General features: G+C 71.5%; 12 protein-coding genes. 5 read left to right on the top strand and 7 right to left on the bottom strand.

The annotated features are described in order from the left end of the window. Positions 1-160 precede the first annotated feature (160 nt). The 4 genes from AB0H53_RS13880 to AB0H53_RS13865 all read left to right on the top strand — a co-directional run bounded on the left by AB0H53_RS13880 (position 161) and on the right by AB0H53_RS13865 (position 4,288). Positions 161-823, top strand: coding sequence for an RES family NAD+ phosphorylase (locus AB0H53_RS13880; protein ID WP_362111311.1), 663 nt, complete (start codon positions 161-163; stop codon positions 821-823). 759 nt (positions 824-1,582) lie between these two features. Beyond that, the gene (locus AB0H53_RS13875; RefSeq protein ID WP_362111308.1) at positions 1,583-1,987 is read left to right on the top strand and encodes an XRE family transcriptional regulator; all 405 of its coding nucleotides are present in this window, start codon (positions 1,583-1,585) and stop codon (positions 1,985-1,987) included. Between the two features lie 285 nt (positions 1,988-2,272). Further along, complete coding sequence (locus tag AB0H53_RS13870) at positions 2,273-3,838, top strand: APC family permease (protein ID WP_362111305.1); 1,566 nt, start codon at positions 2,273-2,275, stop codon at positions 3,836-3,838. A 132-nt stretch (positions 3,839-3,970) separates the two neighbouring features. Next, positions 3,971-4,288, top strand: a complete 318-nt coding sequence (locus AB0H53_RS13865; RefSeq protein WP_362111302.1) for a cupin — start codon at positions 3,971-3,973, stop codon at positions 4,286-4,288. 19 nt (positions 4,289-4,307) lie between these two features. Here the strand turns inward: AB0H53_RS13865 and AB0H53_RS13860 are convergent, their stop codons facing one another. The 3 genes from AB0H53_RS13860 to AB0H53_RS13850 form a co-directional block, all read right to left on the bottom strand. After that, on the bottom strand, positions 4,308-4,634 hold the full coding sequence (locus tag AB0H53_RS13860) for a putative quinol monooxygenase (RefSeq protein WP_362111299.1): 327 nt from the start codon (positions 4,632-4,634) through the stop codon (positions 4,308-4,310). Between the two features lie 179 nt (positions 4,635-4,813). Then, entirely contained in the window at positions 4,814-5,569 is a 756-nt protein-coding gene (locus AB0H53_RS13855) for an IclR family transcriptional regulator (RefSeq protein WP_362111296.1), read from the bottom strand. Between the two features lie 10 nt (positions 5,570-5,579). Next, complete coding sequence (locus AB0H53_RS13850; RefSeq protein WP_362111293.1) at positions 5,580-7,034, bottom strand: CehA/McbA family metallohydrolase; 1,455 nt, start codon at positions 7,032-7,034, stop codon at positions 5,580-5,582. Between the two features lie 88 nt (positions 7,035-7,122). Here AB0H53_RS13850 and AB0H53_RS13845 point away from each other — a divergent pair, with 88 nt between their 5' ends. Then, positions 7,123-7,950, top strand: coding sequence for an LLM class F420-dependent oxidoreductase (locus AB0H53_RS13845; RefSeq protein WP_362111290.1), 828 nt, complete (start codon positions 7,123-7,125; stop codon positions 7,948-7,950). A gap of 4 nt (positions 7,951-7,954) precedes the next feature. On the opposite strand, the gene AB0H53_RS13840 is transcribed toward AB0H53_RS13845, so the two are convergent. From AB0H53_RS13840 to AB0H53_RS13825, 4 genes are all read right to left on the bottom strand, one after another. Then, positions 7,955-8,476: a hypothetical protein gene (locus AB0H53_RS13840; RefSeq protein WP_362111287.1), complete on the bottom strand. Its 522-nt coding sequence runs from the start codon at positions 8,474-8,476 to the stop codon at positions 7,955-7,957. Positions 8,477-8,516: 40 nt separating this feature from the next. Then, positions 8,517-8,978, bottom strand: a complete 462-nt coding sequence (locus tag AB0H53_RS13835; RefSeq protein WP_362111284.1) for a hypothetical protein — start codon at positions 8,976-8,978, stop codon at positions 8,517-8,519. A 61-nt stretch (positions 8,979-9,039) separates the two neighbouring features. Beyond that, positions 9,040-10,851 carry an alpha/beta hydrolase gene (locus tag AB0H53_RS13830; protein WP_362111281.1) on the bottom strand — a complete coding sequence of 604 codons (1,812 nt, stop codon included), beginning with the start codon at positions 10,849-10,851 and terminating at the stop codon, positions 9,040-9,042. 4 nt (positions 10,852-10,855) lie between these two features. Beyond that, positions 10,856-11,284 carry a hypothetical protein gene (locus tag AB0H53_RS13825; protein WP_362111278.1) on the bottom strand — a complete coding sequence of 143 codons (429 nt, stop codon included), beginning with the start codon at positions 11,282-11,284 and terminating at the stop codon, positions 10,856-10,858. Between the last annotated feature and the right edge of the window lie 41 nt (positions 11,285-11,325).

The raw sequence follows: 11,325 nt of genomic DNA, 5'->3' as shown, positions 1-11,325 counted from the left end.
TCGCCGGTGGAAGAGCCATGTGCGCCCCCTCAAAGCCCTTGTGCGCCCCCTCGTTCATCACACAAGTGGCTCGCCCGGTGCATGTCGCACACACAAAAATGATCGTTCGGCATGTGCCAGGGCCGCACCCGGCAGCGCACCGCGAGGAGGAGCCGCACGCATGACCAGAGCAGCACAGCAGCCGGACGTCAGGCTCATCCCGGCTCCTGAGCGCGGCGTGTGGCGACTGGGCAAACTCAGCAACCCGCTGAAGTACGAGCAGATCAGCCGGGACGACGCGACCAGCTCCGCCGGAAACCGCTGGAGCCTGGTCGGCTACGGCACCCTGTACTGCGCCTCCGAGCGGGACGGCTGTTTCGCCGAGGCCCTGGCACCCTTCCGGGTCCACCCCGACATGCTGGACGTCGTCGCCGACGACTGGCGGGGTCCCAACGCGCCCGGACTGCTCCCGCCCGACTGGACCACCCGCCACACACTGGTCCGGTTACAACTGCCCAAGGAGGCCCGGTTCCTGGACGTGGACGACGAGCGAACCCTGGAGGTCCTCTCCGCTGAACTCGGCGTGGACAAGCTGACCACCGAGCACATACAGGGCTTCAACCGCAGGCTCACCCGCCGCATCTCGGCCTGGGCCATCGCCCAGCGGACACCCGAACAGGGACGCCTCATCCACGGCATCGCCTACCGCTCGCGGTTCGGGATGAGGCAGTGCTGGGCCGTCTACAGCGACGTGCCCGTCGACGCCCTCGAATCCAGCCTCATCTTCCCCGAGGACGAGGCGCTGCGAACGGTCGCGGACGAGTACCGCCTGACCATGCGGTGACCTCCGCACGGGTCCGACGGGTCCCACCCGCTCCACCGGACCCACCGGCGCCATCCGCTCCACCGGCCCCACCCGCTCCACCAACCCTCACCGAAGGTGCCGCCCGCCCACCGCCTCCCTCGGGGCCCCTGTGAAGTCCACCGGAAAACCCACCCGTTCGTCTAGCCCCAAAGAGCGAAATCTCGTCGGTCTCCCCAGGGTGCCATCCCCCTCACCGCGCGCTCCGTTCCCGCCGAACCCGCAGATGAGAGCCGTTTCCGTGGCCCGGTGCCACTCCCGAGGTCCTCCGGGGGCGGTAAACCTGTCTGCAAACAGGTGGAGTTGGGCATAGGAAATGGGTACGCTCAATACATCGGCCAACCGAGGGGGCATCAGGGTGATGGACACGCACTCCACCGCGTTACGGGCTGCTTTCGCCGTACCTCCCCCTCCAGTGCCACCACCCCACAGATGGTCCACCGGGTCGGCTCCCCGGCAACGCCTCCGCAGTCATCCGTGCACCGGATCCCCCGGGACCGGTACGCACCGGAACTGAGCGCGGGCGTCCCAGCAGCCCCACCACTCGCAGAGGTCGCGCTTCCCCGCGAGTGCGCAGGACACAGAAGCGTCTTCACCACCCGCGGCGGGCGCACGGCTCGCAGCGGCCCGGCACCCGCGTGCCACAGCCGGCCCCGCGCGCCTTCCACCCACGATCACCCGTCGTCCGACACGCGACCGCCCCCATCAGGCGCGCAGTACGCGACACGAGGGAGACCACTCATGCCGTCGACCATCCTGTACCCCGCCGTCACCTCCCGCAGCGCCGCCAGTGCCGAGCGGGCCCACATCGCCACGGTGCGCATGCCCATCGCGGAGATCGCGCGCTTCCTCCAGGACAACCTGGGCCAGCGCCTCACCGCGCGCATCGCGAAGATCAGCGATGCCAAGCAGGTGGGCAAGTGGGCCGCGGGCGACATCACCCCGCGGCACGAGTCGGAGGAGCGGCTGCGCGCCGCCCTGCAGGTGTTCCAGCTCATCCAGGACGCCGAGAGTCTCTACACCGCCCGCGCCTGGATGATCGGTATGAACCCCCAGCTGGAGGACGAGGCGCCGGCGCAGTGCATTGCCGAGGGGCGGTTCAAGGACGTCATGGTCGCCGCCCGCGCCTACGTCGACGGCGGCTGACCCCGGCGTCCGGCCCCGCCCGTCCCGGGACGTGTACGGCCAGGGGCGGGCGCTCGTCTGGCCGGGACGGAAATCGCGCGGGAAAATTTAGAAACGGGCAAATCGGACACGGCTGCGGTTCCCGCATATCGGACGCCGTGGTTTTCACCTACCAATCGGTCGGCGCGGTCGCCTTCCGATCTTTCTTTCCTTGCCGCCTGACCGTTTCATCCCGCCCAATGCAAGGAAAAGATCGCGGAGTTCCATCTTCCGGATGTGGAAACCGCAGCACCTAACGTCCTGGTCATGACTCAGGTGGAACCGCGGCCCGAGGCCGGAGACACGGTAAGGGGCGTCACCGCGATGGGCGACACCGGTGGCGTACGCAGCAAGGGACTCGGCGGGAACTCCGTCGGGCTGATGGGCAGTGCCGTCATCGGCGTCTCGACGGTCGCCCCCGTCTACTGCCTGACCTCCACGCTCGGCGCCACGGCCGGCGAGGTCGGGCTCCAGATGCCCGCGGTCTTCCTGGCCGGCTTCCTGCCGATGCTCCTGGTCGCCTTCGCGTACCGGGAGCTGAACCGGGCCATGCCGGACTGCGGCACCTCCTTCACCTGGACGGTGAAGGCGTTCGGGCCGCGCGTCGGCTGGATGTGCGGCTGGGGCCTGGTGATCGCCACGATCATCGTCCTGTCCAATCTCGCCGGCGTGGCCACCTCCTACTTCTGGCTCCTGGCCGGTGAGCTCACCGGCAATCCGGACATCGCCGCGCTGGACGACAACAAGGCCGTCCACATCGGCACCTGCCTGCTGATGATCGCCGTCGCCACGGCGATCAGCTACCGGGGGATGACCGCCACCAAGGGCGTGCAGTACGCGCTGGTGGGACTCCAGCTCCTCGTCCTGGCCGTCTTCGTGACCATGGCGTTCGGCAAGGCCGGCGAGTTCGCGGGCTCGGTCGACTTCTCCTGGTCCTGGCTGAACCCGTTCGCCGTGCAGTCCTTCTCCGCCTTCACCGCCGGCCTCTCCCTGGCGATCTTCATCTACTGGGGATGGGACGCCTGCCTGACCGCCAACGAGGAGACCACCGGCAGCGAGAGGACCCCTGGCCGGGCCGCCCTCATCGCGATGGTTGTCCTCGTCGGCTCCTACCTCGCCACCGGCGTCGCCGCCCAGATGGCCGTCGGCTCCGGCGACACCGGCCTGGGCCTGGCCAACCCCGAGACCTCCGACAACGTCTTCGCCGCCCTGGCCGGCCCCGTCATGGGCCCCGCCCTCGGCATCCTGCTCTTCGTCGCCGTCGTCGCGTCCGCGGCGGCCAGCCTCCAGACCACGTTCATCCCGGTCGCCCGCACCGTCCTGGCGATGTCCGCGTACCAGGCACTGCCCGCCTCGTACGCCCGGGTCCACCCCCGCTTCCGGACGCCCGGCAGGGCCACGGTCGTCGCCGGTGTCGCCACCGGTGTCTTCTACGCCGTGATGACCCTGGTCAGCGAGCACGTCCTGGTCGACACCATCTACGCCCTCGGGCTGATGATCTGCTTCTACTACGCGCTGACCGCCTTCGCCTGCGTCTGGTACTTCCGCCGCGAGCTGCGCGGCTCCGCCCGCGACCTGTTCTTCAAGGGGCTGATGCCGGGCCTGGGCGGCATCCTGCTCGCGGCGGTGTTCGGCAAGACGCTGTACGACATGTGGGACCCGGCCTACGGCAGCGGCTCGGCGGTCTTCGGCGTCGGCTCGGTGTTCGTGATCGGCGTGGGGCTGCTGCTGCTCGGTGTGGTGATCATGCTGGTGATGCAGCGCCGCAGCCCGGCGTTCTTCCGGGGCGAGATCCTGACGAAGGAGACCCCCGCCCTGGCCGTCGAGGACTGACGGCACCGCGTCCACTCGGACGCGGAGGGGCGGGCACCGCTGGACGGAACGGTGCCCGCCCCTTCGTACGCCGCCCGCCCCTTCGTACGTCTCCGTGTGCGTAGGATCCCGGCGCGGGGCAAGGTGGACCGTATGTATGACCTCAACGCCCTCGCCGACGAACACCTGGCCGCCGCCCACCAGAACGAGCACGGCCGCAGCGCCAACCTGATCCTGCGGGACCAGCCGCTGCGGCAGACGGTCATCGCGCTCACCGCCGGAACCTCGCTCGACGAGCACAACACACCGCCCGCAGCGTCCCTCCAGGTGCTGCGCGGCGTGGTGAAGGTGACCGCCCAGTCCGGGGAGACCGAGCTGACCTCGGGCTCCCTGTACCTGTTGCCGCCGGAGCGGCACGGCCTGACGGCGGTGACGGACGCCGCCGTCCTGCTCACCGCGGTCAACGACTGACGCGCGGGCCCGCCCCGGGTCAGGCGCGGGGGCTCAGCTCGGCCATCTCGCTCCAGCCCTGACCCGGCACCTCGACGTTGACGATCTCCGGAGTACGGGCGATGGCGCCCGCCATGGTCTCCAGACCCGCCCTGAAGTGGTCGGACGCCACGTGCGCCGCGCCCGCCTCCGCGTCGGCGAAGGCCTCCAGGAGTACGTACTGGTGGGGGGCCTCGACCCCGCGCGACCACTCGAAGAACAGGTTGCCCGGCTCCTGCCGGGTGGCCCGGGTGAAGTCGGCGACCAGGGAGGGCCAGGTGTCGGCGTGCTCGGGCCGGACGGTGAACTTGACGGCGATGAAGATCATGCCGTCCACGGTGGGGCAGGCCGGTCCCGCCGGACCAGCGGGGACACACCCGATTCCGGCACCGCCGGAAAATCGGCCCGCACCCGGCCCCCGCCGCCCCTCCGCCCGGGCGCCGGCCCCGCCGGTCACGGGTGCGCGGCCCCTTCCGCCGGCCACGGGTGCGCGGCCCCTCCCGCAGGTCACGGGCGCGCGGCCAGGCCCGCCGCCGCCCGCGCCAGTGCCGCGCGCAGCTCACCGTGGCGGCGCCGGAAGTCCCCGGTGGGCAGCGACACCGACAGCGCCCGCACCACACCATCGGCTCGGAAGTCGGCGCCGGCGCCCGGCAGCGGCACCGCCAGGCAGGTGTACGCCGGGTCGGCCTCGCCCACCGACACCGCGAAGCCCCGGCCACGCACCCTGGCGAGCTCCGCCTCGAAGCGCTCGGCGCTGGTGATCGTCCGGTCGGTCAGCCGGGCCATCCCGTGGTCGGCCAGGTACCGTCGGCGCACCGCACGGGGCAGCGCGGCCAGCAGCGCCTTGCCGTGGGCGGTGGCGTGCGCCCGTGGCTCGGGCCCGGGCGTGAAGGGGTGCGCGGTGTCGGTGACCGGCGCGGTGGTGTCGACCACGGTGATACGGCCGTCCCGGTACGCCGTGAAGTACGCCTCGGCCCCGGTGGCCCGCCGCAGCCGGGGCAGCACCTCGGCGACCCCGGGCCCGAACCCCAGACGGCGCTGGAACGACCGGTGCAGGGCGGCCACGCGCGGCCCGGGCGCGTACCCGTCGGCCGTCCTGACCAGGTGCCCGCGCGCGGTGAGCGGCCCCAGCAGGTGGTAGACCGTCGACAGCGAGCACCCCAGCCGCCGGGCCAGCTCCTTGGCGCCGACCGGCTCCGCCGCGTCGGCCACGGTGTCCAGGATCTCCAGCGCACGGTCGACGGACTGGGGGGATGTGCTCATGCGTTCGACCCTACGTCCCCAGGAACACCGGGTTGGTGAAGGCGGCCAGGGCGCCCGGCAGACCCGGCACCGTCGCCGGCCGCCTGACCTCCGCCCGCACGTACGCGGCGTACGAGGCCGTGGTCCGCCACTCCACCGTGCCCGTGCCCGAGGCGGGCAGGGCCACCGTGTGCAGGGCGCCCCGGTCGGTCACGAACCTGGCCGCGCAGCCGGGCGCCCCCGTGACCTCCAGCCGTACCGTCACCGGCGCGTCCGCCGGGACGGGCAGCCGCTCCCCGATGCCCGCGCGAGCGCCCCGGCCGCCCGTCGCCGAGAACGTCAGCGAGACGGCCGACGACTCCGCCACGTACGACCGCCCCGCGCGCAGCCCGGCCAGGATCGCCTCCCGCGTCAGGTCGTCGGCGAGCACCACCGTCTGCGGTTCGCCCACCGCTTGCGGCACGCGGTGCGCGTCGCTGCCACCGATCGCCGGGACCCAGCCGCGCCCGCCGGCCAGCGCGCTGTCCCAGTCGGCCAGCGCCATCTCGTCCTCCGGGGTGTACGGGCCGTTCCACACCTCCACCGCGTCCGCCTCGCCGTAGCCGAACCGCCAGCCGCAGCCGACGCAGGTGGCGTGCGGATGCGCCGGTACGACCAGGCCGCCGGCGCGCCGGACCTCCCGGGCCTGGCGGGCGAACCGGCCGTCCCCGGCCCGGTAGCGCCAGTCGACGAAGGTGCCCGGGTCGGTGCCGACGGCCAGGAAGTGGCCGTTCCGCGTGGTGACCTCCTCACCGACGAGAATCAGCAGGTCGTCCCCCCACAGGCCGTCCCACGCGGCGTGCGCGGCATGGGTGTTGTGCTCGGAGGAGTTGATGAAGTCAAGCCCGGCGGCGCGGGCGGCGGCGGCGATCTCGGCGGGGGTGCGCCCGCCGTCCGAGTGGACCGAGTGCAGGTGGCAGTCGCCCCGGTACCAGGCCCGCCCCCGTCCCCGGGCACGGCCGGGCGGGTACACGGGCACGGGCGACGGGGCGGACGGGCCGTACGCCAGGGTGACGGTGACCGTGTACGGCAGCCCGCCCGGGGCGACCGTGTACGGCGCCAGCACGATGTGCCACGTCCCGGCGCGCACCGGGCCGGGCAGGTAGCCGGGCGTGGCGTCGTCCGCGCGCAGGAAGAACTCGCTGCGCGCCCCGCCCGACCAGCCCCGGAAGCCCCGCTCGTCGAAGACGCCGATGTCCAGGGCGTTGCCCCGCGTACCGGGCGGCACGGCGGGCCGTTCGTACGCGTACGCCACCCGGATCTCCCGCACCCCCCGCCCCACCTCGACCGGCAGGTACACGTGGTCGGGCGACCCGGGCGGCAGCGTGCCGCGCACGACGGCCGTGGAGCGCCCGGCCGCGAAGCTCACCCCCGGCAGCGTGAACGCCCCCGCCGTGCCCGCCGCCGCACCCGCCATGAAGCCGCGCCTGCCGATCGATCCGCTCATGCGACCACCCTCCCGGTCCCCGGTGAACGCGCCGACACCTCAGGGCGACGGTCTCGGAATTCCCCGCCGTACGCCATACGTTGGCCGTATGCGCATCGCGACCACCATCTTCCTCACGGACCGGACGATCACGCCGGTGCGGCTCGCACGCGAACTGGAGCAGCGCGGATTCGCCGGGCTCTACCTTCCCGAGCACACCCACATCCCGATCGAACGGACCAGCCCGTACCCGGCCGGCGGTGACCTGCCGCCCGAGTACGGCCGTACGCTCGACCCCTTCATCGCCCTGGGACAGGCCGCCGCCGTCACCGAACGGCTCACCCTCGGCACCGGCATCACCCTCGTCGCCCAGCACGACCCCATCGACCTGGCCAAGCAGGTCGCCACCCTGGACCACCTGTCCGGCGGCCGGTTCACCCTGGGCGTCGGCTACGGCTGGAACCGCGAGGAGGCCGCCGACCACGGGGTGACCTGGTCGACCCGCCGCGAACGCACCCGCGACCGGATGGCCCTGATGCGCGCGCTGTGGGCGGCGGAACCCACCCCGTACGCCGGCGACTTCGGCTCCGTCCGGGCCTCCTACGCGTACCCCAAGCCGCGCGGTGGCGCCCCCCGGACCCTCATCGGCGGCGCGGCGGGCCCGAAGCTGTTCGCCCACATCGCCGAGTTCGCCGACGGCTGGCTCCCCATCGGCGGCCGGGGCCTGACCGAGACGATCCCGGTACTGCGCGAGGCCTGGCGGCGGGCGGGCCGCGACCCCGAGGCGCTGTGGATCGTCCCCTACGCGGTCAGGCCCTCGGCGGGCAAGCTGGCGCACTACGCGGAGCTGGGCATCACCGAGGTCGTGCTGCAACTGCCCCCGGCGGAGGAACCGGAAGTGCTGCGCGCGCTGGACGAGTACGCGCAGTACCTCTGAGGGGTCAGGGCGCGGCGGAGGGGGGGACCTCGTAGCAGCGGGACACCACGGTGACGTGGATCAGCGACTCCGAGTCCTTCTTGGCCCGGCGGTCCATCAGGCTCACCCTCACCGAGAACTCCCCGTCGCGGGAGTTCGCGACCAGCGTGGGGGTCCTGGCCCTGCTGCTGTCGGGGCCGTCCTCGACGATCTCCCAGCCATGTGCGGGGAGTGCCGTCCGCAGGCCCCGGTACGCCTTCTCCAACTCCGCGAACGGAACGCCGTAGACGCTCCAGGGATGACGGTTCTGCCGCACCCGCCCCTCCGGCTCGTACCCCGAGCAGTCCAGGGGCGTCGCTCTTCCCCTGGTGACCTTCCCCTTGAGGCCGATCATCTCCAGAACGCGGCTGGAGGCCCTCTCGGTCGCCGTCTGCATCCGCGCGCCGTCGCGCACCCCGGCGGGGGCCCTGTACTCGTGCACGGCCGAGCACCCGGTCAGCAGCGCGCCGAGCGACAACCCGGACAGGGCGAGTGCGAGTCGCCTCATAACCTTCGTCCCGTCGTGCAACGCGGGGGCGCCGAGCGGGTCAGGACGCTCCGGAGGGCGCGGGGCCGTCCTGGAAGCAGCGGGACACCACGGTGACGTAGATCAGTGCCTTCGTCTTGGCCTGGGGGTCGCGCCGGTTGTCCATCAGCCGTAGCTCCGCGGAGAAGTCTCCGTCCGGCGCGTCGGCACGCATCGTGGGCGTCTTCGCGGGACTGTCGTCCGGACCGTCCGAAGTGATCTTCCAGTTGTTCCTGGGCAGTGTGGTGCGCATCCCGTCGTAGGCCTTCTTCAGGTCCTCGAACGGCAGGTCGTAGATGCTCCAGGTATGGATCATCTGGACCACCTGGTTCTCCGGCTCATAGCCAGAACAGCTCATGGGCCCCGGTCCCGACTTGGTCACCTTGCCCTGCAGCCCGGTCATGTCGAGGATGCGGCTGGAGGTCTTGCTCGTCCCCTCCCGCATCGCGGCGCTGTCGCGCACCTCGGCGGTCTTCTTCTCCATGGTCGAGCATCCTGTCAGTAGCGTGCATGCCAGCAGGGCGGGCAGTGCCAGTGCGAGTCGCTTAATCACGAGATACCTTGTCGTCCTTGCCGGCGATGACGGCCGCTTGGTTGTTGAGGCTGACGGAGTTCTCGTTCCAGAAGCCGCCGTGATCCGGAGCGTCGCTCTTCATGATGTTCGCTCCGAAGTCCTCCGAGGTGGGGATGGTCCACCAGTCGCCGAGGCCCGCGAGCATGCCGCCGTAACGGACGAAGTTGTCATCGCCTCCGCCGCCCATCGCCCAGACGTGCTCGGGGTCCACCCCCAGCTCCCGCGCGTGACCCACCTGCATACCAGGGCTGCCGACCGCGATGATGTCGTCGGCGATGGGCCCCGCGTTCCGGTCGTGCTGGCTGGCCATGCCGACAAGCGTGGAACCGTAGCTGTGGCCCATGACGGTGGTGTGCGACTTGTCCGGCCCGCCCTGGGCGTTCTCCAGCCCGTTCATGAACTGGCGCAGGGTGGGGGCGCCGTCCTCCGCGTAGTGATTTCGCGTCGCGTTCGGGATCTGGTTCGGCGCGTTGTAGTCGAACCAGGTGATGGTGGAGAACGCGGCTCCCGGATCCTGGGCCTTGGCCGCCGACCACAGGAGGTCGCTGCGCGTCAGGTCGTCCTTGATCTCCGGCAGCTTCGTCTTCGTCCCCGGCACGTACACCGATGTGTGATCCGCCGTGTCCGGATTGCCATTGGCGAGGATGACCCGGCCGTCGTCCTTCTCCGGGTCGAACTTCAGCAGGTACGCCTCGGGAAGACCGCTGCTCGGCGGCCGGTTGAGGCGGCTCTCGATGGCGTCCAGGCCCGGCTTGAGGCCCTCCAGCTTGGCCTTCCGGTCCTCGTACTTGTTGTGCCAGTCGAGCCATTCCTTGCTGTACACCATGCCGCCGCGCGCGCCGTGGCTGACGAGCTTGGGCTTCGGCTCCGGCGGGATCGCCTTGAGCTCCAGTTCGTACTGGGCCCTCGTCTCGGCGAACACCATGCGGTTGGCGTCGTCCCGGACGGTGGAGGGAATGCCGTCGAGTGCGCCGACGGACGCCGGGTACAGGGTGGCGTACTCGTCGCGCTGCTCCTGGCTGAGGCCCTTCCACCAGGCGGCGTTCTCGTCGGCGCTCTTACCCTTGGGGATCTCGCTCTCGCCGGCGTACTTCCCGGCCGCCTTCTGCAGCGCCTTGGTGTCCGCGGCCGCGTCGGCGAGCTGCTCGGCGGCCACCTTGAGGCCGGGCGTCGTCATCTTCAGCCTGCCGAGCACGTCGGAGTACCGGCCGTCGATCTCGGCGGCCTCGCGGACGGCGGCGGCGATGGTGTTGGCGATGGCCTGGGCCTTGGCCTGATTCGGGTTGCCACCGGTGAGCCCCGGCGGTGTGCCGGGTGGGGTCAGCAGAGGGCCCTGGGGCTGGAGCAGCGGCGGGCTGAGGGGGAACTGGGCACCGGACGTGCTGCCGCCCGGAATCGGCTTGTTGTCGAGAAGGTTCTCACCGCCCGGCGGGTACTCGACCGAGCCGTCGGGGTTGACGGTGAACTTGAGGTTCTCCGCGTCCTCCAGGGCCTGCTTCAGCTTCTTCTGCGGGCCCGCCAGCTCCGTGGCCAGGCCGTTCAGGGCGGTACGGATGAGGCCGCACTCGGTGTGCAGGTACTGGTAGTTGCGGGACAGTTGCTCCAGGCTCTTCGTGGCCGTGTCCGCCGTGTCGCCCTTCTGCGTCGCGCGGATGTTCGCGAGCATCCGGTTGTCGACGCGGTCCTTGTCGGCGTTGGCCCGGCTGGAGACCTTGCCCCAGCCGTCGGCCGCGTCCGAGTACTCGGAGAGCTTCACGTCGCGCAGTTGCTGCCAAGTGGGCATCGGTTCAGTTCCCCCTCGCGGGCTGGGAGGGGCCGGCCGCGGCCATCTTGTTCCTGGTGGCGGTCTCCCGCTCGCCGAACTCCTTGCCGGCGCTCCGCAGCGCCCCTTCGAGGCGTCCGCACTCGTCCCGCACGGCGGTCAGCCGGGTCTTCCAGGACTCCAGCACCTCGTTGAGGGTGCCGGTGGCGGTGAAGCCCGCGGTGCCGCCCGCCACGCCCTCGGACGCCTGCGTCAGGTCGGTCAGCGAGGACGCCGTGGAGGTCCGCAGCTCACCGGCCACGCCCGCCGCCTTGGTCCACGGCCCCTGGTCGGCCTTCAGGTCGGGCCCGCCCTCGCCGCCCCCACCGCTGGGCGACTTCGCCGACGCCAGGGTCATGCGCGCCGAGGAACCGTCCGTCCCGAAAAGTTCGTCCCACTTGGCGTTGAGCGCCACCCGTGTGCCCCCGAAGACTTGATCATCCTGCCGGTGGTCAT

This window comes from Streptomyces sp. NPDC050856 (assembly GCF_040653855.1).
Lineage (GTDB): Bacteria > Actinomycetota > Actinomycetes > Streptomycetales > Streptomycetaceae > Streptomyces.
The sequence above is the reverse complement of the archived record's forward strand: the minus strand, read 5'-3'. Positions and strand labels throughout refer to the sequence as shown.

Coding starts and splice junctions, on each gene's coding strand:
- AB0H53_RS13880 (WP_362111311.1), top strand. CDS start 161: ATGACCAGAGCAGCACAGCAGCCGGACGTCAGGCTCATCCCGGCTCCT.
- AB0H53_RS13875 (WP_362111308.1), top strand. CDS start 1,583: ATGCCGTCGACCATCCTGTACCCCGCCGTCACCTCCCGCAGCGCCGCC.
- AB0H53_RS13870 (WP_362111305.1), top strand. CDS start 2,273: ATGACTCAGGTGGAACCGCGGCCCGAGGCCGGAGACACGGTAAGGGGC.
- AB0H53_RS13865 (WP_362111302.1), top strand. CDS start 3,971: ATGTATGACCTCAACGCCCTCGCCGACGAACACCTGGCCGCCGCCCAC.
- AB0H53_RS13860 (WP_362111299.1), bottom strand. CDS start 4,634: ATGATCTTCATCGCCGTCAAGTTCACCGTCCGGCCCGAGCACGCCGAC.
- AB0H53_RS13855 (WP_362111296.1), bottom strand. CDS start 5,569: ATGAGCACATCCCCCCAGTCCGTCGACCGTGCGCTGGAGATCCTGGAC.
- AB0H53_RS13850 (WP_362111293.1), bottom strand. CDS start 7,034: ATGAGCGGATCGATCGGCAGGCGCGGCTTCATGGCGGGTGCGGCGGCG.
- AB0H53_RS13845 (WP_362111290.1), top strand. CDS start 7,123: ATGCGCATCGCGACCACCATCTTCCTCACGGACCGGACGATCACGCCG.
- AB0H53_RS13840 (WP_362111287.1), bottom strand. CDS start 8,476: ATGAGGCGACTCGCACTCGCCCTGTCCGGGTTGTCGCTCGGCGCGCTG.
- AB0H53_RS13835 (WP_362111284.1), bottom strand. CDS start 8,978: ATGGAGAAGAAGACCGCCGAGGTGCGCGACAGCGCCGCGATGCGGGAG.
- AB0H53_RS13830 (WP_362111281.1), bottom strand. CDS start 10,851: ATGCCCACTTGGCAGCAACTGCGCGACGTGAAGCTCTCCGAGTACTCG.